The sequence below is a fragment of the Nocardioides sp. CPCC 206347 genome (assembly GCF_048654605.1).
Classification (GTDB): domain Bacteria; phylum Actinomycetota; class Actinomycetes; order Propionibacteriales; family Nocardioidaceae; genus Nocardioides.
This window is the reverse complement of the sequence record NZ_JBMCYZ010000004.1, coordinates 266,489-287,985: the sequence shown is the minus strand read 5'-3', so window position 1 is coordinate 287,985 and position 21,497 is coordinate 266,489. Positions and strand designations below refer to the sequence as shown.

The window sequence follows — 21,497 nt, the reverse complement described above, 5'->3', positions numbered from 1 at the left end:
TGTGCTGGAGGTGGAGATCAAGACGTCGACGGTGTCGGCGTCTCGGGCGCTGCTTCGGCGCGCGACTGGGCGCCGCGCTCGGCGTTGATGAGGTCCGAGAGCCATCGGACCTCCCGCTCGACCGATTCGACGCCGTGCCTCTGGAGCTCGGAGGCGTAGCGGTCGGCTTCCTTCTGGGTCATCGCAAGGTCGCGCTGAACCCGTTCCAGCCGCTCCTGGAGGCGCGAACGTCGTCCTTCGAGGACGCGCAGGCGGATCTCCATGTCGGTGGAGGAGAAGAACCGGAACCGGATGTCGAAGTTGTCGTCCTCCCATGCGGCAGGACCCACCTCCGACATGAGGCGCTGGAACTCTGCGGTGCCCTGCGGTGTCACCTCGTAGACGATTCGCTGCCGGCGGCTCTGGGGGCCTGACGGAACGACTTCCTCGATGAGATTGCCGCGGAGCATCTTCTTCAACGCCGGGTAGAGCGAGCCGTACGACAGCAGGCGGCCCCATCCGAGCATCAGGTTGAGCCGCTTGCGCAGCTCGTAGCCGTGCATGGGTCCCTCGTGCAGCAGTCCGAGGACTGCCAACTCGATGGTGTCGCCACGCCGTGCCATGCGACCTATCGTAGCGATATATCCACGGAACGTGAACTTTCGATGGATCGGGAGTGTCCAGCGGCCGACCGCCCGTCACGAATCGGGTGACACAGGTGTGCGCCGTACCCTGTGGTGCGTGGTCGAGGGAAAGCGAAAGCAAGGGACGTCGTCGTCGCGCGGCAGGTCCGGCAAGTCGGGCAAGTCGGCCGGCAAGGGCAAGTCGGGCAGCAAGGCGCCGCGCACGTTCAAGCAGAAGGTGAAGCGGTTCGCCCTGTGGGGCATGGTCGCCAGCGTCGTTTTCGGCCTGCTCGGCCTGCTCTCCCTGTTCATCGCCTACCGGACGATCGACATTCCGGACCCCAACGCGGAGTTCCTGACCGAGACCACCCAGGTCTTCTACGCCGGCGGCAAGGCCGAGCTCGGTGAGTTCGCGATCCAGAAGCGCGACTCGATCCCGTACGAGGAGATGCCGCAGTTCGTGAAGGACGCGGTCGTCGCCTCGGAGAACCAGACGTTCTGGACCGACAGCGGGCTGGACCCCAAGGGCATCCTGCGTGCCGCGTTCAGCAACGCCCAGGGCAACTCGAAGCAGGGTGCCTCCACCATCACCCAGCAGTACGTGAAGATCCTCTACCTGACCCAGGACCGCACCTGGAAGCGCAAGGCCAGGGAAGCGCTGCTGTCGCTGAAGATCAAGAACCAGCTGAGCAAGCAGGAGATCCTCGAGGGCTACCTCAACACCATCTACTTCGGGCGCGGTGCGTATGGCATCCAGGCGGCTGCCCAGGCGTACTTCGGGCGGGACGCGAAGGACCTGACGCTGAGCCAGTCGGTCGTCCTGGCGGCTGTCCTCAACAACCCGCTCCTCTTCGACCCCGCCAACGGCGAGGCCGCGACGGCCCGGCTCGAGAGCCGCCACGAGCGCATCATCAAGGCCATGCTCGACATGGACACCGTCGACCCCGACGTCGCGGCGAAGGCTCTCGAGGAGGGCCTGCCGAAGTTCCCGGTCATCAAGCAGGGCGACCAGTACGCCGGCCAGAAGGGCCACGCGCTGACGATGGTCCGCAAGGAGCTGATCCGCCTCGGGTTCAGCGAGGACGAGATCGACGGCAGCGGCCTGAAGGTCACGACCACGTTCACCCGGAAGGCGATGCGGGCCGCCCAGCAGGGTGTCCAGGCGGCGCGGCCCGAAGGCTTCGGCGCGAACCTCCACATCGGAGTCGCCTCGGTCGAGCCCGGGACCGGCGCGGTGCGCGGGTTCTACGGCGGCCACGACTTCCTCAAGTCGCAGCTCAACTGGGCCGTGGCCGGTGGCCAGGCCGGGTCGACGTTCAAGCCGTTCGCGCTGGCGGCCGGGATCGAGTCGGGCTGGGAGCTCAAGGACACCTTCGACGGCAACTCGCCCTACGAGCTGCCCGGAGGCGGTCGACCGATCGAGAACCAGGGCGACCAGGACTACGGCAAGGTCAACCTGATCAAGGCCACCGAGGACTCGATCAACACCGCCTACATCGACCTGACGCTGGCGACGCCCGACGGCCCCGAGAAGATCATCGAGACGGCGAACAAGATGGGCGTCCCGCCGGCCGAGCCTGCCGCCAAGCCCTATGGGTTCCCGACCTCCAGTCCCGGCCTGCAGGCGAACACCGGTGTCGCGCTGGGTTCGCAGACGGTCAGCCCGATCAACATGGCCAACGGCTACGCGACGATCGCGAACCGCGGTGTCGCGGCGGACGCCTACATCATCGAGAAGGTGGTCGACGGCGACGGCGTGGTCCGTTACGCCCACAAGGTCACCGACCACCGCGCCATTCGTGAAGGTGTGTCCGACGACGTCGGCTTCGCGCTCCAGCAGGTCGTGAAGTCGGGTTCCGGTTCGGCAGCGCTCGCCCTGGGTCGTCCCGTCGGCGGCAAGACCGGCACCGCCACCAACGGCAAGGGCGAGGTCTCCTCGGCCTGGTTCGTCGGCTACACCCCGCAGCTGGCCACCGCCGTGATGTACGTCCGAGGCAAGGGCAACGAGCAGCTGCAGGGCTGGCTGCCGTCGTACTTCGGTGGCGCCTATCCGGCGCAGACCTGGACCGAGGTGATGAAGCGGGCCATGGAGGACGTCGACATCGAGGACCTCCCGCCGGCTGCGTACGTCAAGGGCGAGGCGCCCGGCGAGGGCCACGAGCCGCCCCCGCCGCCGAAGCCGACGCCGAGCAAGACGCCGAAGCCGACGCCGACGCCCACCCCGACGCCGACGCCCACCCCGACGCCGACCAAGGAGCCGGGTCCGCCGTCCAGCACGCCGCCCGACCCGACGACCGACACGGACGGCGACGGCAACCCGGACGTCTTCGACGAGGACGACGACGGCGACGGCGTGCCGGACGTCTCGGATCCGCAACCGCTGAACCCGGCCGTGCCGGGCAATGGCAACGGCAACAACCGGGTGCGGGTCGGCCGTCGTCGTACCGCCGCCTGAGGCCGACGGCTCGATGCCCCGCGAGCGGATGCCGCACGTCCACGCCACCAACGACGATCCCGTCGTCACCGCGCTGAGCGAGGTGGTCGGCGGGCCGATGGGTGAGCGCGCGCGGCCGCACCGCTGGTGGACGCCGATGCGGGTGCTGCTGCTGCTGACCGCGCTGACCTGCTGCCTGGGCCTGGTCCAGAAGGCGCCGTGCTCGCTGGTCGACGGCAAGGACCAGAACTGGGTCTACTCCCACATGTGTTACACCGACCTGCGGCCGCTCTACGTGCCGCGGGGGCTGGCCGAGCACGCCTGGCCGTACTCCGACGACGAGCAGACCCGGGCGCGCTACGAGGTGATGGAGTACCCCGTCGGCATCGCCTACTGGGCGTGGGGCACGGCGTGGGTGACGCACTGGCTGAACGGTTCGCCCGACGTCGAGCAGCGTTACCAGTCGCCCGTCGACCGTTTGTACGACGACGAGGAGGTCGACGACGAGCAGACCATCTTCCTGCTGGTGAACGCGATCGGGTTCGCCTTCCTCGCCCTGGCCGCCGTGTGGCTCCTCTCGCGCACCCACGAGCGCCGTCCCTGGGACGCCGCGGCGTTCGCCCTCTCACCCGCCCTGCTGCTCACCGGCCTGATCAACTGGGACCTGATCGCCGTCGCGCTGGTGGCCGGGGCGCTCTGGTCGTGGTCGCGCGACCGGCCCGTGCTGACCGGCATCCTGATCGGGCTCGGGACGGCGGCGAAGCTCTATCCGCTCTTCCTGCTCGGCGCGATCCTGGTGATCTGCCTGCGCCGGCGCCAGTACTGGACGTTCGGGTCCGTGACCGTCTCCGCCGCGCTGGCCTGGCTGGTCGCGAACGCGCCCGGGTTCCTCACCGGCCCGGACCAGTGGAAAGTGTTCTGGAGCTTCAACGCCGAACGCACCGCCGACCTCGGGTCGGTGTGGATGCTGATCGACCAGGCCGGCGACATCGGCTTCAAGGCACACACGATCAACGTGTGGTCGTGGATCATCTTCGGCGCCTGGTGCCTCGGGGTGTTCGTGATCGGCATGACCGCTGGGCGAGGGGCGCAGGAATCCCCGCTGAAGCGGGTATTCCTGCGCTTCCTGCCCGTTGCAACGGGCAAGAAGCGTCAGAAGACGTCAGGAAGTGGGTGCGCCGACAGTGTCACCCCGCGCCTAGCCCAGCTCGGCTACCTGATCGTGGTCGGCTTCCTCCTGGTCAACAAGGTCTACTCCCCGCAGTACGTCCTGTGGCTGCTGCCGCTCGCCGTGCTCGCCCGGCCGCGCTGGCGCGACCAGCTGATCTGGCAGGGCACGGAGGTCTTCTACTTCTGCACGATCTGGTGGTACCTCGGCGGCTACCTGACCCCGGCGGGCGGCGGTGACGCCGGGTTCTACTGGGTCGGCATCGCGGTCCGGGTGCTCGGGGAGCTCTACCTCGCGGCGGTCATCGTGCGCGACCTGTACCGCCCCGACCACGACCCCGTTCGTCTCGACGCACCGGACGACCTTGCGCAGGCAGGCTCGTCGAGTAGCCCGAGCCGCTAGGCGAGGGCGTATCGAGACGCCTACGGCGTGACCACGACCCGGTCGAACGCGGTCGCGGTGTAACGCACCCGTACGTCGACCTCCTCGCCCACCTCGGGCACCCGCGAACCGTGCGGGAGGAACAGCATCGAGGCCTGCATGTGCGGGGGCTCGGCGAAGAGCCGCTGCTTCCCGTCGATGGAGTACGGCGACCGCACGAATCCGACCGCGTCGAGGCCGCCCCGGGCGAGCGTCGCGGCGCGCGCCTTGATGGTCTGCTCGCCGGTCGGCGCTTCCAGGCCGATGCCGTGGGCGGTGCCACCGGAGACGACCAGCACGTGGCCGGACTTGGGGGCGGTTCGGCCGCGGTACCCGAAGGCGTCGCCCCGGTCGACGGCATGCACGTCGAGGACGGTCGCGGTCACGCGCAGCGCGGACCGCGCACCCAGCCAGAGGCCGGTGCCGATGCGCGGGCGGAAGGTGAAGTCGCCGTACTGGCTGCGCAGGGTCGCCAGCTCGGCGTCGGTCAGGTGGCTGACCCAGACCGTGGGCCGGTGCGCGGGTGACTCGGAAGGGAGCTCGGCGGCGACGTAGTCGTTCATCAACCGGGTGACCTCGCCCAGGTGCGTGCCCTGGCCGAGCGGCAGGTGCAGCGCGAGGCCCTCGACGCGGGCGCCCGGGTGCTTGCGCAGCAGGTCGCCGGCTTCCCACAGTTCGCGCGCGGCCATGCCGTGGCGGCGCATCGAGGTCATCCGCTCGAGGACGACGCGGGCGGTCGGGTCGGCGTGGAGCAGGTCGCGCAGGTCGGTGACCCGGCTGACGGTGTGGATCAGTCGACGCGCGAGTGCAGGCTCGGGCAGGGCCACCCACGGGCGCCACGGCGTGAGGACCAGCACGTCACCGTGCCAGCGTTGGACGACGTCCGGCAGCTCGTCGTACATCCCGACCGCGAGGGCGTGGACGTCGTGGCCGCGCTCGACCAGCCACTGCGCCTTGCGGGCGAGGCGGGCGTTGGTGAAGCCGTAGCCGTTGCCCTTCGCGACCGGCACCAGGCCGGGGTGGGCGGTGGCGACGGACTCGAGGTGCTCGCGCCAGCGCGGGCCGTCGACGGTGAGGGTGAGGGACACGGCTCAGCCCCGCCGAGCCAGGTAGACCTGGAACGCCTTGTAGAGCGCCCGGTTGATCGGCAGGTCCCACTCGCCGGCGTACTCGACGGCTTCGCCGCCGGTGCCGACCTTGAACTGGATCAGGCCGACGTGCGAGTCGTCGGTGTCGAGGGTCTCGGTGATGCCGCGCAGGTCGTAGACGGCCGCACCGGCGGCGACGGCGTCCCGGATCATGGCCCACTGGATGGCGTTGGAGCCGCGGACCTCGCGCTTCTCGGTGGAGGAGGCGCCGTAGGAGTACCAGGCGTGCTCGCCGACCCGGATCGCGATCGTCGAGGCAACCAGGTCGCCGTCGTGGCGGGCCAGCCAGAGCACGAACCGGTCGGGGTCGTCGGCCGTCAGGGCGTCGTACATCGTCTCGAAGTAACGCAACGGGCGCGGGGTGAAGTGGTCGCGCTCGGCGGTGTGGACGTACAGCTCGTGGAAGGCGGCCAGGTCGTCGCGCGTGCCGCGGACAACCTCGACCCCTTCCTTGGCGGCCTTCTTGATGTTGCGGCGCCAGAGCTGGTTCATCCCCTTGAGGAGGTCGTCCTCGGTGCGCTGGGTGCCGTCGGCGTCCCGGAGCGGGATCTGGAAGACGAACTGCGGCTGCCCCGCGGCGAACCCGCCCTCGACGCCCTGGTGGCGCCACCCCAGCTCGTGGAGCTGGGCGACGACGCGGGCACCGGCGGGGGCGCGCTCGACCGGCGGGATCTGGCTGAGCAGCCTGACCTCGGGGTCGGCGATGCCTTCCTTGACCTGGGCGGTCGACCAGCGCCGGGTCACGACGGGCGGACCGATCCGGACGGCGAACGCGCCCTGCTTCTTCAGGTGCGCCACCATCGGCGCGAGCCAGTCGCCGAGCTGGTCGGTGGTCCAGTCCAGGACCGGACCCTCGGGCAGGTACGCGAGCGAGCGCTTCAGCTTCGGGAGCTGGCGGTAGAGCACCAGGGCCACCCCCTGTTGCTTGCCGGCGTCGTCGAACCAGCCGATCGACTCGCTGCGCCACTCGCTCTTCACCTGCGCCCACCCGGGCGTCTGCAGGAAGCTCGCGGAGGGGAGCGTGGCGAGGTAGTCGCGGTGCTCGGTCGGGGTGATCGGGCGCACGCTGGGCATGGCCCCGAGGCTATCGGGTCTGCCCGGGGCAGTCAGAGCCGCTCGCGGAGCCAGGCGAAGTCGGTGACGTGCTCGTCCGCTCCACCGGGCGTCTCGCAGACCACCGGGGCACCGGCGTCGCGGACGACCTGGGCGAGCAGGTCGGGGTCGATCCGCCCGGCGCCGAAGTTGGCGTGCCGGTCGGCGCCGGAGTCGAAGTCGTCGCGGCTGTCGTTGGCGTGGACCAGGTCGATCCGGCCGGTGATGGCGCGGATGTCGTCGACGATCGTCTCGAGCCGGTTGCCGCCCGCGTGGGCGTGGCAGGTGTCGAGGCAGAAACCGACCATGTCGGCACCCTCGGCCGCCGCGATCGCGTCCCAGGTGCCCTTGATCCGGTCGAGGTAGCGCGTCATCGCGTTGGTGCCGCCCGCGGTGTTCTCGATCAGCAACGGGAGCTTGAGGTCGGTGGCCTCGATCGCCTTGCGCCAGTTGTCGAAGCCCTTGGCCGGGTCGTCCTCGTCGGTGACGTGCCCGCCGTGGACGATCAGCCCCTTCGCGCCGATCTCGGCCGCGGCGTCGACGTGTTGCTGCAGCAGCTTGCGGCTCGGGATCCGCTGGCGGTTGTTCGTCGTCGCCACGTTGATCAGGTACGGCGCGTGCACGTACAGGTCGATGCCGGCCTCCTCGGCGTCGGCACGCAGCTGGGCCGGCCCGCCGTCGTACGCAAGGACGGGGCCCTTGTAGGACTGCGGGTTGCCGAGGAAGAACTGCACCAGCGGGGCGTTGCGGGCGCGGGCCTCGCCGATGGGGTCGGTCTGGTCGACGTGGGCACCGATGCGCAGCTCGCTCATGGCCGCCATCGTAGGCAGCGGCTCCGACACCCGAACCCGGCGGTGCGGCTCGCCGCGACCGCCCACCGGGGCTAGCGTTCGACCCCGTGAGCACCCTTCATGTCGAGGTCGCGGGCCGAGCGTGGGACTTCGATGGCCAGCGTGCCGTGACCATCGGTCGCGACCCCGGCTGCGACATCGTCCTCAGCGGACCGTCCGTCTCCCGCCAGCACGCCCGCCTGCAGTACGACGGCTCGGGCTGGTCGCTCGTCGACAGCGGGTCCAGCAGCGGTACCTGGCAGGGCGGCGTGCGCGTGACCGAGGTCCGGATCAACGGCCGTACGGCGATCCGGTTCGGCTCCCACGACGGCGAGGAACTGGTCCTCACCCCGGCCGCCACCGCCCAGCGCCCGACCCCGACCGTCGACGTCGCCGGCATCCCTCCGGGACTCGCCCAGACCGTGCTCCCGGGCGTCGGCCCGCTCGGCCCGAACTACGTCAGCGGCCCCGGCCTGCTCGTGCGTACGGCGTCCGGCCCGCTGCGCTTCCCGCCGGGCAGCGTCGTGCGGATCGGCCGCGACCCCGCCAACGAGGTGACCATCGACGACCCGTCGGTGTCGCGGCTGCACGGCGTGATCGAGGGCCGTCCCGACGGCTGGTGGTACGTCGACCGGTCGACCGCCGGGACGTACCTCGAGGAGGACCGGGTCGCCCAGCGCAAGCTCGTCGACCCGACCACGCTGATGCTCGGCCACCCCACTGCGGGCGCCGAGGTCGAGGTGGTCCCGATCGTGGCGGCCGGCAAGGCCCAGAAGTCGATCGCGAAGAAGAAGCGCAAGCGCACCCTGGCCCTGGTCGGCGGCATCGCCGCTGCCCTGGTGCTCCTCGGTGGCGGCGTCACGGCTGCGGTCCTGCTCGGTGGCGACGACGACACCACGTCGAACGCCAACGGGCCCGGTGGCTCCGATGAGGGCCTGACGACCGCCGAGCTCGACCGCGCCAAGCTCGCCAGCGTCCTGATCATCGCGGTCGACGACTCCAACGAGCCGCTCTACACCGGCTCGGGCACGATCATCAGCGACGACGGCCTGATCCTGACGAACGCGCACGTCGGCAAGCCGAGCGCACCGGGCCAGCAGCCACCGGCCGAGGACCCGGCCGCGCTGCGGATCGCGCTCACCTCGATGAACGACGACGTGCCCGTCGCTGCGTCGTACACGGCGGAGCCGATCGTGGCCGACGGGGTGCTCGACCTCGCGGTCCTCAAGATCACCGCGGATGCCGACGGCAAGGAGATCAAGGGCGACCTCGACCTGCCCGCGCCGGTGGAGCTCGGTGACAGCGACGAGCTGCGCACCGGTGACGAGATCACGGCGCTCGGCTTCCCTGCGGTTGCGCACGTGGCGTCGGACGACGGCATCGAGAGCGGCCTCACCGTCACGCGTGGCGTCGTGTCGACGTTCCTGACCGAGTCCGCGGTCGACAGCCCGCGCGCCTGGATCGACAGCGACATCCGGATCGGGTCCGGCAACTCGGGCGGCGCCTCGATCAACCTCGACGGCGAGCTCGTCGGCGTCAACAGTGCCGTCGTCACCGAGGCGACGGTCGGACAGTCCGGTGCGGGCGGCAGCTTCACCGGCGGCTCGGCCCGGATCCGGCCGGTCAACCTGACCAGGGAGATTGTCGAGATCGCGAAGAAGGGCGGCGATCCGGAGTACGTGTCGCCGTACCTCGACGACGTACCGGCCCCGCCGTCCGACCCGATGGGCCAGGCCAGCGCCGGTGGCGCCGGCTGGTCGATAGACGGCGAGAACGACTGCTCGGAGCCGAGCACCCTGGACGACCCGCAGACGCTGTCGGGGGTGGAGCTCCCCGCGACCCTCTTCGCGCACTTCGCGGTGAGGGGTCTCTCCGACGGCACCGCCTTCTCGCTCGAGCTGCGCAACCCCGACGGGGACGTGCTCGGGTCGTCCGACGGCGAGTGGTCGCTCGGGTCGGACGACGTGTGCGCAGCGGTCAGCCTGGACCTGCCCGCGGACCTGGACGGGGCCAATGCGGTGCTGGTCATCGGCGACGTCGAGATCCAGAACCCGGTGCTGTTCGAGTAGTCCGGGAGCCCGGGTCGGGTGGCCCGGTCGATGGCCTGCTGGCTCGATTGTGAGGCGCGTCGCCTGCGCTGTTAACCTCTCCTGTCCGGTGCCGCAAGGCGCCGGTCCGACCGAGCCGGGCAGATCCGGATCGGTTTGCAGAGCCCTCCTGCCACGGAAAGTCCGCGGCCGCCTGAGTCCAGAGGAGGTGGAGACCGCTTTGCGTAACTATGAAGTCGTGGTCATCCTCGACCCGAGCCTCGATGAGCGTACGGTTCAGCCGTCGCTCGACAAGTACCTCAACGTCATCCGTAATGACGGAGGAACCGTCGACAACGTCGACATCTGGGGCAAGCGCCGTCTTGCCTACGAGATCAAGAAGAATGCCGAAGGCATCTACGCGATCATCAAGCTGACCGCTGAGCCGGCGACCGTCGACGAGTTCGACCGCCAGCTGGGCCTCAACGAGGTCATCCTGCGGACCAAGGTCATCCGACCCACCATCTGAGGATCCCCGTCGCCTGTGGACGACCGCTACTCAATGTCGGCACCACAGGCAACGATGGGGGCCATCGCCCGGGTCTGACCCGGGTTGGCCACTCGAACCCACCCTCATCAGGAGAGCACCATGGCTGGCGACACCATCATCACCGTAATCGGCAACCTGACCGACGACCCGGAGCTGCGTTTCACGCCCTCCGGCGCCGCGGTTGCCAACTTCACGGTGGCGTCGACCCCTCGCATCTTCAAGCGCGAGAGCAACGCCTGGGAGGACGGGGAGACCCTCTTCCTGCGGTGCTCGATCTGGCGGCAGGCGGCGGAGAACGTCGCCGAGTCCCTCCAGAAGGGCATGAAGGTCATCGCTCAGGGCCGACTCGTGTCCCGCTCCTACGAAACCCGTGAGGGCGAGAAGCGCACGGTCAACGAGCTTCAGGTCGAGGAAATCGGCCCGTCGCTCACGTTCGCCACGGCCAAGGTCACCCGTGCTGCCCGCTCCGGCGGCGGCCAGGGTGGCGGCAACCAGGGCGGCGGCTACGGCGGCGGCCAGGGTGGCGGCAACCAGGGTGGCGGCCGTCCGGCCGGCAATGACCCGTGGGGCAACGGCGGCGGTGCTGCGGCGCCGTCCGGTGGCGGGGCGCCGGCTGGCGACCCGTGGGCCGCACCGGGTGTCTCGGCCGACGAGCCCCCTTTCTAGGCAACAACACATCAACCATTCCGGCCGTCGCCGCCTGACCAGGCGGGCGCGGCCGGGCTCTGAGGAGGAGCACCACAATGGCGAAGGCAGTCGTCCGCAAGCCGAAGAAGAAGGTTTGCCAGTTTTGCAAGGAGAAGGCGACCGGTGTCGACTACAAGGACACCGGCCTGCTGAAGAAGTTCATCTCCGACCGCGGCAAGATCCGCGCCCGTCGGGTGACCGGCAACTGCGTCCAGCACCAGCGGGACGTCGCCATCGCGGTGAAGAACGCCCGCGAGGTCGCACTGTTGCCCTACACCTCCGCCGGCCGCTGATCAGCGACGCGAAGAAGGAGACTGAACAATGAAGATCATCCTGACCCAGGAAGTCGACGGCCTCGGTGCCGCTGGCGACGTGGTCGAGGTCAAGGACGGCTACGGCCGTAACTACCTCCTCCCGCGCGGCTTCGGTATTCGTTGGACCCGTGGCGCGCAGGCGCAGGCCGACTCCATCAAGCAGGCCCGGGCCGCTCGCGCGGTTCGTGACGAGGCGCACGCCGCCGAGATCAAGGCCAAGCTCGAGGGCAAGCCGGTCGACGTCAAGGTGAAGGCCGGCCAGGGCGGCCGGCTGTTCGGCGCGGTCACCGCTGCCGACATCGCCGCCGCGCTCGGCGAGGCCGCCGGCGAGGCGATCGACAAGCGGACCATCGTGCTCGGCAACCCGATCAAGGCGCTGGGCAACCACGCCGTGTCGGTGAAGCTGCACGACGACGTGACCGTCGCGGTCGCGCTCAACGTGATCCCTGGCTGAATGCATCGTTGATCGAGGAGGTTGCGTAGCAACCGTCTCGAGATCATCCGCGTGGCCGGTCCCTTCGGGGCCGGCCACGCGGTTAGTTTTGGAGGACTTCCCCCACCCCAGGAGTTCCTGTGCGAGTACGACGTCTCTGGCCTGCTGCCTTCCTGCTCCTCGTCCCGGTCCTGACCGGCTGCAGCGAGGACGGAGGCGTCGACGGATCGGGCCTCACGACGCCCACGGACACCTCGAGCACCCCGGCCCCGTCCGACACGACCACTGCTCCGACCGAGACGACCTCGGCGGCCGAGACCACGTCGGCTGCACCGTCCGGACTGCCCGCCGCGTGCGACGTGGTCACCTCCGACGACGTCGCGAAGGCCTTCGGCGTGTCGTTCGGGGCAGGCGAGATCGGTGGCGGTTCCACCAGCGAACAGGGTGTCGACTGGAAGAGCGACAACTGCGCCTTCGAGGCCCAGGGCCTGGTCGAGGTGAAGGTCAAGCTCACCGCCCCCGACGACTTCACGGCCGGCACCTTCGGCTGCCCGCAGCCCACCGAGATCGCGGCCATCGTGGAGCCGGTCGACGACATCGCCGGCGCCACCGACGGCTGGTGGAAGGTCAGCGACGCCCCGCCGTTGGAGGCAACGCTGCGAGCCTGCTCCGCGACGGCGCTCGTCGAGGTCGAGCTGGAGTACGAGGACGGCGTCGACTACGAGGGCGACCCGCGCAGCCAGTCCATCGCGATTGCCGAGCTGGTGCTGGCGGCGCTGCAGGGGTGATGCAGGAATCCCCGCTTCAGCGGGTATCCCTGCACTTCTTGGCCGTTGCAACGGCCAAGAAGCGCCAGTTTCCCCGCTGAAGCGGGTACTCCTGCATCAGGCGGCTTCGGTCTCCGGCTCCGGCCCACCCGCCCAGTCGGCCGGCCCGTGGACCAGGCACAGGATCATCACGAGGAGCACCCCGGCGAGCCCGACGGTGCCGACGCCGTAGAGCCAGCTCCAGTCCGCCCCTTCGTACAGCACCGTGGCGACGAGGGCGATCAGGATGCCGGCCTCGGCGACCGTCCACCACCAGCCGCTACGGGCCCGGGCGGCGCGGGCCTGGCGGGTCAGCGCGTGGCAGAGCGCGGCCTGGAAGCCGAGTGCGGGCAGGGACGCCGCCCAGACCACGGCCGCGTCGGCGTCCTCGAGCCAGTCGCGGGCGGGGACGGCGCTGAGCACGGTGGAGAGCAGGAACGCCAGCACGGCGAGGTACCAGAGCGTCAGGCGCAGGGGGATCTCCGGGCGGGCCCGGGCGAGCTTGATCCAGCCGATCAGGACGAACGCCGTGCCGAGCACCTCTGAGTAGTCGTAGCGGTCGGGCGGCGCCTTGGTGAACACCACGAGCGCGAGGCCGGCGGCGATCCAGTACAGCGGCTTCATCGGCCCGCGCCCGTGACCAACCAGCGGTCACCGGCGGAGCGGTGCAGCAGCGTGGCCAGGCGTCCGCCCATGAAGAGCACACCGAAAACCACCCACAGCCAGGGCAGCCCGGCGCCCAGCCCACTCGTCAGCAGCACGACCGGAGCGTAGCCGCAGAGCACGATCAGCCCGGCGACCGCCAGGTAGCGGCCGTCACCGGCCCCGATCAGGACGCCGTCCAGCACGAAGACGACACCGGCGATCGGCTGGGCGGCGGCTGCGACCAGCAGCACCGGGACCAGCGCGTCGCGCACGCCCTGGTCGGGAGTGAACAGCGCACCGAGCCACGGGCTCGAAGCGGCGAGCAGGACGCCGGTGACGACGCCGCTCACGATGCCCCAGCCCACCATCCGGTTCGTTACGGCACGAGCGGCGGCCACGTCGCCTGCGCCGAGATGGCGTCCGGTGATGGCCTGGGCGGCGATTGCGATCGCGTCGAGCACGAACGCGAGGAAGCCCCACAGGGTCAGCGCCAGCTGGTGGGTGGCGATGGGGACCGCGTCGTCGCCGGCCGGGCCGGTCGAGCCGGCCGCGATCACCACCGCGTACGTCGTGACGAGCAGCGATGCGCGCAGGGTCAGGGTCCGCACCAGCAGGGGTACGCCGGCCCGGGCTGCCGCACGCACCCCGGGCAGGTCGGGACGCAGGTCGGCGCCCTCCCGGCGCGCGGCCCGGATCACGACGAGCACCAGCGCCACGGCCATCGCGGCCTGCGCGATCACCGACCCGAGCGCCGAACCGGCGATCTCCAGGCGCGGGACCGGCCCGCCGCCGTACACGAGGAGGATGTTGAGGCCGATGTTCGCGATGTTGCCGACGATGGCGACGACGAGCGGCGTCCGTGTGTCCTGGAGGCCGCGCAGCACCCCGGTCGTGGCGAGGACGAGGAGCAGCGGCGTGATGCCGCCTGCGGCGATCCGGAGGTACGTCGTCGCGGGGTCGTTGACCGCCGCGGACGCGCCGAACAGGGAGACGAGCGGACCGGCCAGCAGGGTGGTCGCGAGGGTCACCGGGACGCCGATCGCGATGGCGAGCCAAAGGCCGTCGATCCCCTGGGCGAGCGCCGCGCGGCGGTGCCCGGCGCCGAGCTGGCGAGCGACGCTGGCCGTCGTGCCGTACGCGAGGAACACGCAGAGTCCGACGATGGTGGCCAGCACGGTCCCGGCGATGCCGAGGCCGGCGAGCTCGCGGGTGCCGAGGTGGCCGACGACGGCGGCGTCGCCGAGCAGGAACAGCGGCTCGGCGACCAGGGCCAGGAACGCGGGGACGGCCAGCCGGGCGATCTCCCGGTCGAGCAACCGGTGCTCGGGGCGTCGGGCGAGAGGGTTCACACGCATGTGAACCCGACCGGTGGATAACTCGGGTGCAGTTGTGGATAGGCGATCGCGGTGGCGTCAGCCCCGGGGTGGCGGAGGGCAGACCCCTTGTGACACCCGGATGTCCGGAAAGTGAACGGGATCACACTGATCTTTTTCTTCATCCACAGGCTTGGGAGAATGTTTGTGCAGGTCAGCGGCCATTTTGCCCCTTGCATGTCCCCTCCCTCCACAGGTTCCTCCCCAGCCCGTGCACACCGTCTCCGCGTGTCGTCCACGGGGTGTCGCAGGTTATCCCCAGCCCCTGTGTACAGGCCGCTTTCGCGGCAGGGCTACTGACCCGTAGGTTGCCAGTCCGGGTGCACGACGCCCCTCCCGGGGTATGGCGCGTGGCTCCCCCTTTGAGTCGGGGCCGGTCCGTACCGTGTTGGCCAGTTCGTTCGATCAAACAGCAGTGCAACGACAGAGGGAGAGGGCACCGTGAGTCTCACGGACGACGCGCCGTCGTGGACGTCGGAGCCACCCGCGCAGTGGGGTGATGGTCCCGCGGCGTACGCACCGGGTGACTCCCCGCAGCAGTCCGCCGGTGGCCGCGTGCCACCGCAGGACATGGCGGCGGAGCAGTCCGTGCTCGGCGCCATGCTCATCTCCAAGGACGCCATCGCCGACGTCGTCGAGGTCCTTCGCGGCCCCGACTACTACCGTCCGGCCCACGAGGCGATCCACGAGACGATCCTCGACCTCTACAGTCGCGGCGAACCGGCCGACATGGTCACGGTCGCCGGCGAGCTGCAGCGCCGTGGCGAGCTGCAGAAGGTGGGCGGGGCGCCGTACCTCCACACCCTGGCCGCCAACGTCCCGATCGCCGCCAACGCCGGCTTCTACGCCGAGATCGTGCGCGAGAAGTCGATCCTGCGCCGCCTGGTCAACGCCGGCACCAAGATCGTCCAGATCAGCTACGCCGGCGAGGGCGACGTCGACAGCATCGTCAACGAGGCGCAGGCCGAGGTCTACCAGGTCACCGACCGCCGCAAGGCCGAGGACTACGCGCCGCTGGGCGACATCATGGACGGCGTCCTCGACGAGATCGAGGCGATCGAGAACCGTGAGTCCGGCATCTACGGCGTCCCGACCGGGTTCGCCGACCTCGACGACCTGACCAACGGCCTGCACGCCGGCCAGATGATCGTCGTCGCCGCTCGACCGGCCATGGGCAAGTCAACGCTGGCTCTCGATTTCTGCCGCGCCGCCTCGATCCACAACAACATGACGAGCGCCTTCTTCAGCCTCGAGATGACGCGCGCCGAGATCGTGATGCGCCTGCTCTCGGCCGAGGCACGCATCCCGCTCAACCACATCCGCAACGGCAAGATGGGCACCGAGGAGTGGGACCGCCTGGCCCGCCACGTCGCCAAGATCTCCGCGGCGCCGATGTTCATCGACGACTCCCCGAACATGACGATGACCGAGATCCGCGCCAAGGCGCGCCGGCTCAAGCAGAAGCACGACCTCCGGATCCTCGTCATCGACTACCTCCAGCTGATGAGCTCCGGCAAGAAGGTCGAGTCGCGTCAGCTCGAGGTCTCGGAGTTCTCCCGTCAGATGAAGCTGCTGGCCAAGGAGCTCGAGGTCCCGATCATCGCGCTGTCGCAGCTGAACCGTGGTCCCGAGCAGCGCGCCGACAAGAAGCCGATGATGAGCGACCTTCGCGAATCCGGGTCAATTGAGCAGGATGCCGACATGGTGATCCTGCTGCACCGCGAGGACGTCTACGAGAAGGAGTCGACCCGCCCCGGCGAGGCCGACCTGATCGTCGCCAAGCACCGTAACGGCGCCACCCGCGACGTCACCGTGGCCTTCCAGGGTCACTACAGCCGCTTCGTCGACATGGCCCACTGAGAGCTGCCCCATGCAAGAGGGCCAGGTTCCCCATGGGGACCTGCCCCTCTTGGTCGCGGCCCGGAGCAGGCCGTCTCTCGGGACCTCTACTCCCTGAAGAACTTGCTGTCGCAACCGCTGCTGGCGCCGGTGTCGCAGATGGAGATGAACCACAACACGTCATCGTCGATGTCGTACGTGAAGTAGTCGCAGCCAGCGTCACCGCCGTCCTGGATCGTCTTCACGATGCGGGTCTGGACACCGGGGATGGTCCAGCCGAGGGTGCCGGTGACTCCCACGCCGTTGACCCGCGTGTCACAGACCTTGAACCGGTCACCGTCGTCGATGTGGGTCATGGTGCCGTTGCCGTTGTTCGCCGTGACGTTGGCGGCGAATGCTGGCGACGCACCCAGCCCGATCGCGATCACGGCTGCGGAGGAGATGGCCGTCAGTCGTGAGATACGGCGACCGACGATCCTGTGTGAGCGGACTGTGTGAAGCATTCGCATTGCCTCCTGTGGGTCGTCGGGCACAGGGCACGCCCGCACGGTTCGTCGGAGCGTCGCAGACAGGTGAAGGCCGGTCAATGCTGTCGCGCGATCGCAGACGACGCACCCATCGCGCGATGCGCCAGCATCCGCTAGCGTCCGGTGGGGTCCAGTCACTTCACCTTGAGGGATGTCTCATGAAGAAGAACACGCTCGGTCTTGGCACCATCGTTCTGGCGGCTGCCCTCACCTTCACTGCCTGTGGCGCCAGCGAGAGCGATCTCGCCAGCGAATACTGCGATCTCGCAAAGAAGTCGGCCGACGCCGCCAAGTCGGGCGATCCGGAAAAGGTCAAGGAGGCCAACGAAGACCTCCTGGACTGGGCCGAGGACAACAAGGACGCGACGGGCGACGAGGACAAGTTCCTGAAGGCCGTGGAGAAGGAGTGCGGCGACCTCGGGGTCACTCCCTGACGGTCGACGTCGACGCCCTGGTCTTGCGGGGCGAGGCGGGGGGAGGCATCGACGCGATGCCACGAACGGCTCGTTCGAGGGCATGGCGGGCAACGGGGTCGGTCACCGCCGAGGCCTTGAGGAGCAAGGCGCCGGGCAGGTCGACCACGCAATACCGCACCGTGGTGATGGCTGCGCCGTCGCGGCGGCTCCACAGCGCCTCGGCGAGCTCGCCCATCAGGCCACCCAGTTCGCGCTGGAGCCGCAGGAGGTCAGAGCGTCGATCGTCGTCCAGCTCCGGAGTGAGCAGGTCGCTGAGCGATGCCGTCAGGAGCAGGCGTGCTCCTTGATCGTCCCGAGCGGCGTAGGCCGCTGGCGCGAGAGCTGCGGCGACAAGCCCATCCACAGGACCGCCCTCGCCCATGGCGCGCTCGACGAGATCGCGTTGGAACGACAGGAACTTGTCAGCCTCGCGGGTCCAGACACTCGCCAGCAGGCAGTCGCGCGAACCGAAGGCGTGATAGATGGCGCCGTTCGAGGCTCCCGATGCTGTGCTGAGGGCACGGATGGTCACCCCGGCGACACCGTCCTCGATCCACAGGCTGCGCGCCTGGTCGAGAAGGTCTTCGAGGCCATGCTGCCGGGGGCGTCCCATCGTCTCTACGCGCTCGCGTCGACGTCGCGCAGGGCATCGACCACGCTGGCAAAGAGTCGGGCCTTGATGGTGCCCAGTGTTGCCCGATCCTTGGTTGCCAGTTCGATCACCTGGTCGCTGGCAGTCCGGGTCAGCTGGTCCAGGCCGGCGGTGGCGTCGACGAGCCCTTCTGCCAGTGCGTCGGGACCGGAGTAGCGGCGTCCCGTGGCCATTGCATTGAACGCAGAACGAGGGGTCAGCTTGCTCGTGATGAGAGCGTTCATGCCCGGAGTGAAGGGGATCTGGATGTCGATCTCCGGGAAACAGAAGTAACCCCGGTCCTCCCGCATCACGCGATAGTCGTGGGCGATGGCCAGCATCGCACCAGCACCGAAGGCGTGACCGTTGAGCGCCGCGACCGTCGGCACCGGGAAGGTCAGGAGGCGTGCCAACAAGGTCTGGACTCGCTCGACGTAGGCGGCGTACTGATCGAAGTTCTGGCCCAGCCAGTCGAGGTCCAGACCGTTCGAGTAGAACTTGCCGTGCCCGGACGTGACCAGGACGGCTGGTCCCTCGGCCGTCTCGACCTTGTCGAGGGCGGCGTTCACTTCATCAAGCCATTCGGGCGTGAAGCGGTTCTCGTCCGCGCCGAGATCCAGGGTCCAGATCGGTCCGTCGGTGGAGATCGTCACCATCGCTACTGCTCCTTGGGTCGTCGGTTCGACATGTTGTCGGCGGCGGCCCTGGTTCATCACCGCCGTTCCGGTTCGAGATTAATAGAGCATCTGCTCTAAAAGATTGACTTGTTGGCCACCTCACATGCAGTGGTCCTGGGAACGTGGGCCTCACGGCCGGGCCCGTGCAGCAGGCAAGGGTTCCCAGCAACGCAACGCGTCAGTAACTTGTCCTCCAGACCTTGTGACGCCCGTCACATCTTGGGAGGAAGAGGATCTGGCATGCGCTCGTTCAGGACGTTGCTCGTCACCGTCGGGGTGACCTTCTCGGTGCTCGTCGGGGGAACGCTGCCGGCCCAGGCCGCCGTACCGGAGGGTGGTCTCAGCGAGGCCGTCTACAACTACATCCACCGGCCCGACTACCTGCCCGGCGGCAACGACTGGACCTGCAAGCCCACCGCGGCCCGGCCCAACCCCGTCGTCCTGGTTCCCGGCACCTTCGCCAATCTCGGCGCCAACTTCACCAAGCTCGCACCGCGCCTGAAGAACGACGGCTTCTGCGTCTTCGGGCTCAACTACGGCATGACAGCCCTCTCCAACGGCCGGGTCGGGGGCCTCGGCCCGATCGTTAATTCCGCCCGCGAGCTCGACGCCTTCGTGGCCAGGGTGCGCACCGCGACCGGCGCAGCCAAGGTCGACATCGTCGGGCACTCGCAGGGCGGCAACGTCCCCATCTACTGGATGAAGCGGATGGGCGGAGCGGCCAGGACCGCCCACTACGTCGGCCTGGCGCCGTCCTCGCACGGCACCGACCTCAACGGCATCGTCACCCTCGCCGAGGACCTTGACGCGCTGGGCTTCATCAATGACGCGTCGGCCTACCTCGGCACCCGCGGGGTCACCGACCAGATGCTGACCAGCGCCTACACGAAGGCGCTCTGGGCCGACACCAACACCGTCCCGACCGGGCCGAAGTACACCGTGATCATGTCGCGCTGGGACGCCGTCGTGACGCCGTACTCCAGCCAGCGGCTCGCGGGCACCAACGTGCGCAACCTCGTCGTCCAGGACTACTGCTGGAACGACAACATCGGCCATGCGGGGCTGGCCTTCGACGGACCCACGATGCAATTGACGCTGAACGCGCTCACCGACGGACCGTCGTGGTTCTGGCCCGTCTGCTGGGACTACGGCCCCCAGTGGCTGTGAGCTGACCGATCACTTCTCCGGAGCTCGACCGTCGTTACCTGCGACAGTTCCAGCGATCCCAGGAGACGACATGAAGACGACAGCACCCACCCCGACCGGACCGGCCGGTCCGCTCGGAGCGGACGAAGCCGAGTTCATGCAGGCGGCCCGCGCCGGTGACGGCGGTCGGTTCGCGCTGCTGACCGAGCGGTACCGCAGGGAGCTGCAGGTCCACTGCTACCGCATGCTCGCGTCGTACGACGACGCGCAGGACCTCACGCAGGAGACCTTCCTGCGGGCGTGGGCGAAGCGCGAGTCGTTCCAGGGACGGGCGTCGCTGCGCACCTGGCTGTACCGGATCGCCACCAACGCCTGCCTGGACTTCCTCGAGAAGCGGCGCGACCGCACGCCGGTCCCGGCCGACCTGCACGGTGCGGGCGGGACGGGCACCGAGGTGCTCTACCTGCAGCCGTGGCCGGACAGCCAGCCGCAGGACCCACACACGCAGGCGGTGGCCCGGGAGACCATCGAGCTGGCGTTCATCGTGGCCGTCCAGCACCTGCCCGCACGCCAGCGCGCCGTACTGATCCTCCGGGACGTGCTCGGGTGGCCGGCGCAGCAGACGGCTGACGCCCTCGACCTGACCCTGGCCTCGGCCAACAGCGCGCTGGCCCGGGGTCGGACCACGATGCGCCAGCACCTCCCCGACGGTCGGCTCGACTGGAGCGCCCGAGCCGGGCAGGGGTTGAGCGAGCAGGAGCAGACGCTGGTGTCGGCGTACGTCGAGCGGCTCGAGAAGCTCGACCTCGAGGGGTTGAGCGAGCTCCTGCGTGACGACGTCCGGTTCGCGATGCCGCCGCAGGTCGGTGTGTGGGTCGGTCTCGAGGCGGTCTTCCAGACCTGGGTCGACGGGCTCAGCGACGCCGACCCGACCGGCTTCCGGTGCCTGACGACGACGGCCAACGGCCAGCCGGCCGTGGCGGCGTACTACCGCCCACCCGGGTCCTCGACGTACGAAGCCCTCGCGATGGACGTCCTGCGGGTGGAGGGTGGGCTCATTGCCGAGCTGCTCACCTTCGGACCCGAGATGTTCGAACGGTTCGGCCTCCCGGAGGAGCTGTGATGCGTGACGTGACCTACTCGATGTCCATGTCCCTCGACGGCTACGTCACCGACCCGGACGGCGGCATTGACTGGAGCGCGCCCTCCGACGAGGTCTTCCAGCTGTCCATGGACGAGATCCGGGGCGTCGGCGTCCACCTGATGGGGCGGCGACTCTACGAGACGATGCTGTACTGGGAGGAGCCCGAGCACCAGGCGGGCTTCGACGGAGCGGAGCTCGAATGGGCCGGTCTCTGGAACCCGCTCCCCAAGGTGGTCTTCTCCACCACGCTCGCCGAGGTGCGGGGGAGTGCCCGGCTGGCCACTGGCACGATCGCCGAGGAGATCGAGCGGTTGCGCTCCGAGCCCGGCGAGGGGGACATCGCGATCGGCGGCGCGACCCTCGCGGCCGAGGCGGCCGAGCTCGGCCTCATCGACGAGTACCGGATCCGGGTCTGCCCGGTGCTGGTCGGCGGCGGGACGCCCTTCTTCGTCCACCGGGAGCGGCGGGTGGACCTCGAGCTCGTCGAGACCCGCGCCTTCGACTCCGGGGTGGTCTTCCTCCGTCACCGCGTGAAGCGGTGACCTGCCT

The 21,497-nt window shown here is 69.4% G+C and carries 22 protein-coding genes; 13 read left to right on the top strand and 9 right to left on the bottom strand.

Going from position 1 to position 21,497, the window contains the following annotated elements; translation table 11 throughout:
* Nucleotides 1-17: 17 nt before the first annotated feature.
* Entirely contained in the window at nt 18-602 is a 585-nt protein-coding gene (locus ACOACQ_RS15710; RefSeq protein ID WP_378596176.1) for a PadR family transcriptional regulator, read from the bottom strand.
* Between the two features lie 118 nt (nt 603-720).
* Here ACOACQ_RS15710 and ACOACQ_RS15705 point away from each other — a divergent pair, with 118 nt between their 5' ends.
* Both ACOACQ_RS15705 and ACOACQ_RS15700 read left to right on the top strand, forming a co-directional pair.
* Nucleotides 721-3,057, top strand: coding sequence for a transglycosylase domain-containing protein (locus ACOACQ_RS15705; RefSeq protein WP_420288718.1), 2,337 nt, complete (start codon nt 721-723; stop codon nt 3,055-3,057).
* The gene (locus ACOACQ_RS15700; RefSeq protein WP_378596174.1) at nt 3,005-4,606 is read left to right on the top strand and encodes a glycosyltransferase family 87 protein; all 1,602 of its coding nucleotides are present in this window, start codon (nt 3,005-3,007) and stop codon (nt 4,604-4,606) included. The genes ACOACQ_RS15705 and ACOACQ_RS15700 overlap by 53 nt, the downstream gene beginning before the upstream one ends.
* Before the next feature lie 20 nt (nt 4,607-4,626).
* Here the strand turns inward: ACOACQ_RS15700 and ACOACQ_RS15695 are convergent, their stop codons facing one another.
* The 3 genes from ACOACQ_RS15695 to ACOACQ_RS15685 are packed head-to-tail and all read right to left on the bottom strand — an operon-like array spanning nt 4,627 to nt 7,676.
* Entirely contained in the window at nt 4,627-5,712 is a 1,086-nt protein-coding gene (locus ACOACQ_RS15695) for an alanine racemase (protein WP_420288717.1), read from the bottom strand.
* A 3-nt stretch (nt 5,713-5,715) separates the two neighbouring features.
* Nucleotides 5,716-6,846 carry a lipid II:glycine glycyltransferase FemX gene (locus tag ACOACQ_RS15690; RefSeq protein WP_378596172.1) on the bottom strand — a complete coding sequence of 377 codons (1,131 nt, stop codon included), beginning with the start codon at nt 6,844-6,846 and terminating at the stop codon, nt 5,716-5,718.
* A 32-nt stretch (nt 6,847-6,878) separates the two neighbouring features.
* Nucleotides 6,879-7,676 carry a deoxyribonuclease IV gene (locus ACOACQ_RS15685; protein WP_378596171.1) on the bottom strand — a complete coding sequence of 266 codons (798 nt, stop codon included), beginning with the start codon at nt 7,674-7,676 and terminating at the stop codon, nt 6,879-6,881.
* 86 nt (nt 7,677-7,762) lie between these two features.
* On the opposite strand from ACOACQ_RS15685, the gene ACOACQ_RS15680 reads away from it, so the two are divergent.
* From ACOACQ_RS15680 to ACOACQ_RS15655, 6 genes are all read left to right on the top strand, one after another.
* A complete protein-coding gene (locus tag ACOACQ_RS15680; RefSeq protein WP_378596170.1) occupies nt 7,763-9,763 on the top strand; it encodes an FHA domain-containing protein in 2,001 nt (666 codons plus the stop codon).
* Nucleotides 9,764-9,962: 199 nt separating this feature from the next.
* Nucleotides 9,963-10,250 (top strand): 30S ribosomal protein S6, encoded by a 288-nt coding sequence (gene rpsF, locus ACOACQ_RS15675; protein WP_056710976.1) that lies wholly within the window; start codon nt 9,963-9,965, stop codon nt 10,248-10,250.
* A gap of 120 nt (nt 10,251-10,370) precedes the next feature.
* Nucleotides 10,371-10,937, top strand: a complete 567-nt coding sequence (locus tag ACOACQ_RS15670; protein ID WP_378596169.1) for a single-stranded DNA-binding protein — start codon at nt 10,371-10,373, stop codon at nt 10,935-10,937.
* A 77-nt stretch (nt 10,938-11,014) separates the two neighbouring features.
* Nucleotides 11,015-11,251 carry a 30S ribosomal protein S18 gene (rpsR, locus tag ACOACQ_RS15665; protein WP_182378637.1) on the top strand — a complete coding sequence of 79 codons (237 nt, stop codon included), beginning with the start codon at nt 11,015-11,017 and terminating at the stop codon, nt 11,249-11,251.
* Between the two features lie 28 nt (nt 11,252-11,279).
* Complete coding sequence (rplI, locus tag ACOACQ_RS15660; RefSeq protein WP_182378638.1) at nt 11,280-11,726, top strand: 50S ribosomal protein L9; 447 nt, start codon at nt 11,280-11,282, stop codon at nt 11,724-11,726.
* 119 nt (nt 11,727-11,845) lie between these two features.
* A complete protein-coding gene (locus tag ACOACQ_RS15655) occupies nt 11,846-12,493 on the top strand; it encodes a hypothetical protein (RefSeq protein WP_420288716.1) in 648 nt (215 codons plus the stop codon).
* 96 nt (nt 12,494-12,589) lie between these two features.
* On the opposite strand, the gene ACOACQ_RS15650 is transcribed toward ACOACQ_RS15655, so the two are convergent.
* Together ACOACQ_RS15650 and ACOACQ_RS15645 are read right to left on the bottom strand one after the other, a co-directional pair.
* A complete protein-coding gene (locus ACOACQ_RS15650; protein WP_378596167.1) occupies nt 12,590-13,135 on the bottom strand; it encodes a hypothetical protein in 546 nt (181 codons plus the stop codon).
* A complete protein-coding gene (locus ACOACQ_RS15645; RefSeq protein WP_420288715.1) occupies nt 13,132-14,511 on the bottom strand; it encodes an MATE family efflux transporter in 1,380 nt (459 codons plus the stop codon). Before ACOACQ_RS15645 ends, ACOACQ_RS15650 begins: the two co-directional genes overlap by 4 nt.
* 573 nt (nt 14,512-15,084) lie before the next feature.
* Here ACOACQ_RS15645 and dnaB point away from each other — a divergent pair.
* Nucleotides 15,085-16,389 (top strand): replicative DNA helicase, encoded by a 1,305-nt coding sequence (gene dnaB, locus ACOACQ_RS15640; RefSeq protein WP_420288821.1) that lies wholly within the window; start codon nt 15,085-15,087, stop codon nt 16,387-16,389.
* A gap of 86 nt (nt 16,390-16,475) precedes the next feature.
* On the opposite strand, the gene ACOACQ_RS15635 is transcribed toward dnaB, so the two are convergent.
* The gene (locus ACOACQ_RS15635) at nt 16,476-16,871 is read right to left on the bottom strand and encodes a hypothetical protein (protein ID WP_420288714.1); all 396 of its coding nucleotides are present in this window, start codon (nt 16,869-16,871) and stop codon (nt 16,476-16,478) included.
* A gap of 182 nt (nt 16,872-17,053) precedes the next feature.
* Between ACOACQ_RS15635 and ACOACQ_RS15630 the strand changes: the two genes are divergently transcribed.
* Nucleotides 17,054-17,329, top strand: a complete 276-nt coding sequence (locus tag ACOACQ_RS15630; protein WP_378598317.1) for a hypothetical protein — start codon at nt 17,054-17,056, stop codon at nt 17,327-17,329.
* Here the strand turns inward: ACOACQ_RS15630 and ACOACQ_RS15625 are convergent.
* Together ACOACQ_RS15625 and ACOACQ_RS15620 are read right to left on the bottom strand one after the other, a co-directional pair.
* On the bottom strand, nt 17,319-17,963 hold the full coding sequence (locus ACOACQ_RS15625; RefSeq protein ID WP_378598319.1) for a TetR/AcrR family transcriptional regulator: 645 nt from the start codon (nt 17,961-17,963) through the stop codon (nt 17,319-17,321). The two genes, ACOACQ_RS15630 and ACOACQ_RS15625, sit on opposite strands and share 11 nt — an antisense overlap.
* 5 nt (nt 17,964-17,968) lie before the next feature.
* The gene (locus ACOACQ_RS15620) at nt 17,969-18,637 is read right to left on the bottom strand and encodes an enoyl-CoA hydratase-related protein (RefSeq protein ID WP_378598321.1); all 669 of its coding nucleotides are present in this window, start codon (nt 18,635-18,637) and stop codon (nt 17,969-17,971) included.
* Between the two features lie 261 nt (nt 18,638-18,898).
* On the opposite strand from ACOACQ_RS15620, the gene ACOACQ_RS15615 reads away from it, so the two are divergent.
* The 3 genes from ACOACQ_RS15615 to ACOACQ_RS15605 all read left to right on the top strand — a co-directional run bounded on the left by ACOACQ_RS15615 (nt 18,899) and on the right by ACOACQ_RS15605 (nt 21,490).
* Entirely contained in the window at nt 18,899-19,825 is a 927-nt protein-coding gene (locus tag ACOACQ_RS15615; RefSeq protein ID WP_420288713.1) for an esterase/lipase family protein, read from the top strand.
* Nucleotides 19,826-19,895: 70 nt separating this feature from the next.
* Nucleotides 19,896-20,927: an RNA polymerase subunit sigma-70 gene (locus tag ACOACQ_RS15610; RefSeq protein WP_420288712.1), complete on the top strand. Its 1,032-nt coding sequence runs from the start codon at nt 19,896-19,898 to the stop codon at nt 20,925-20,927.
* Nucleotides 20,927-21,490 carry a dihydrofolate reductase family protein gene (locus ACOACQ_RS15605; RefSeq protein ID WP_378597580.1) on the top strand — a complete coding sequence of 188 codons (564 nt, stop codon included), beginning with the start codon at nt 20,927-20,929 and terminating at the stop codon, nt 21,488-21,490. The genes ACOACQ_RS15610 and ACOACQ_RS15605 overlap by 1 nt, the downstream gene beginning before the upstream one ends.
* Nucleotides 21,491-21,497: the final 7 nt, after the last annotated feature.

Excerpts from the sequence above, each read along its gene's own strand:
- rplI (WP_182378638.1), top strand. The coding sequence starts at position 11,280 with ATGAAGATCATCCTGACCCAGGAAGTCGACGGCCTCGGTGCCGCTGGC.
- ACOACQ_RS15615 (WP_420288713.1), top strand. The coding sequence starts at position 18,899 with ATGCGCTCGTTCAGGACGTTGCTCGTCACCGTCGGGGTGACCTTCTCG.
- ACOACQ_RS15625 (WP_378598319.1), bottom strand. The coding sequence starts at position 17,963 with ATGGGACGCCCCCGGCAGCATGGCCTCGAAGACCTTCTCGACCAGGCG.
- ACOACQ_RS15685 (WP_378596171.1), bottom strand. The coding sequence starts at position 7,676 with ATGAGCGAGCTGCGCATCGGTGCCCACGTCGACCAGACCGACCCCATC.
- ACOACQ_RS15710 (WP_378596176.1), bottom strand. The coding sequence starts at position 602 with ATGGCACGGCGTGGCGACACCATCGAGTTGGCAGTCCTCGGACTGCTG.
- ACOACQ_RS15605 (WP_378597580.1), top strand. The coding sequence starts at position 20,927 with ATGCGTGACGTGACCTACTCGATGTCCATGTCCCTCGACGGCTACGTC.
- ACOACQ_RS15650 (WP_378596167.1), bottom strand. The coding sequence starts at position 13,135 with ATGAAGCCGCTGTACTGGATCGCCGCCGGCCTCGCGCTCGTGGTGTTC.
- ACOACQ_RS15610 (WP_420288712.1), top strand. The coding sequence starts at position 19,896 with ATGAAGACGACAGCACCCACCCCGACCGGACCGGCCGGTCCGCTCGGA.
- ACOACQ_RS15700 (WP_378596174.1), top strand. The coding sequence starts at position 3,005 with ATGGCAACGGCAACAACCGGGTGCGGGTCGGCCGTCGTCGTACCGCCG.
- ACOACQ_RS15690 (WP_378596172.1), bottom strand. The coding sequence starts at position 6,846 with ATGCCCAGCGTGCGCCCGATCACCCCGACCGAGCACCGCGACTACCTC.
- ACOACQ_RS15635 (WP_420288714.1), bottom strand. The coding sequence starts at position 16,871 with ATGCTTCACACAGTCCGCTCACACAGGATCGTCGGTCGCCGTATCTCA.
- ACOACQ_RS15620 (WP_378598321.1), bottom strand. The coding sequence starts at position 18,637 with ATGGTGACGATCTCCACCGACGGACCGATCTGGACCCTGGATCTCGGC.
- rpsR (WP_182378637.1), top strand. The coding sequence starts at position 11,015 with ATGGCGAAGGCAGTCGTCCGCAAGCCGAAGAAGAAGGTTTGCCAGTTT.
- ACOACQ_RS15645 (WP_420288715.1), bottom strand. The coding sequence starts at position 14,511 with ATGCGTGTGAACCCTCTCGCCCGACGCCCCGAGCACCGGTTGCTCGAC.
- ACOACQ_RS15630 (WP_378598317.1), top strand. The coding sequence starts at position 17,054 with ATGAAGAAGAACACGCTCGGTCTTGGCACCATCGTTCTGGCGGCTGCC.
- ACOACQ_RS15670 (WP_378596169.1), top strand. The coding sequence starts at position 10,371 with ATGGCTGGCGACACCATCATCACCGTAATCGGCAACCTGACCGACGAC.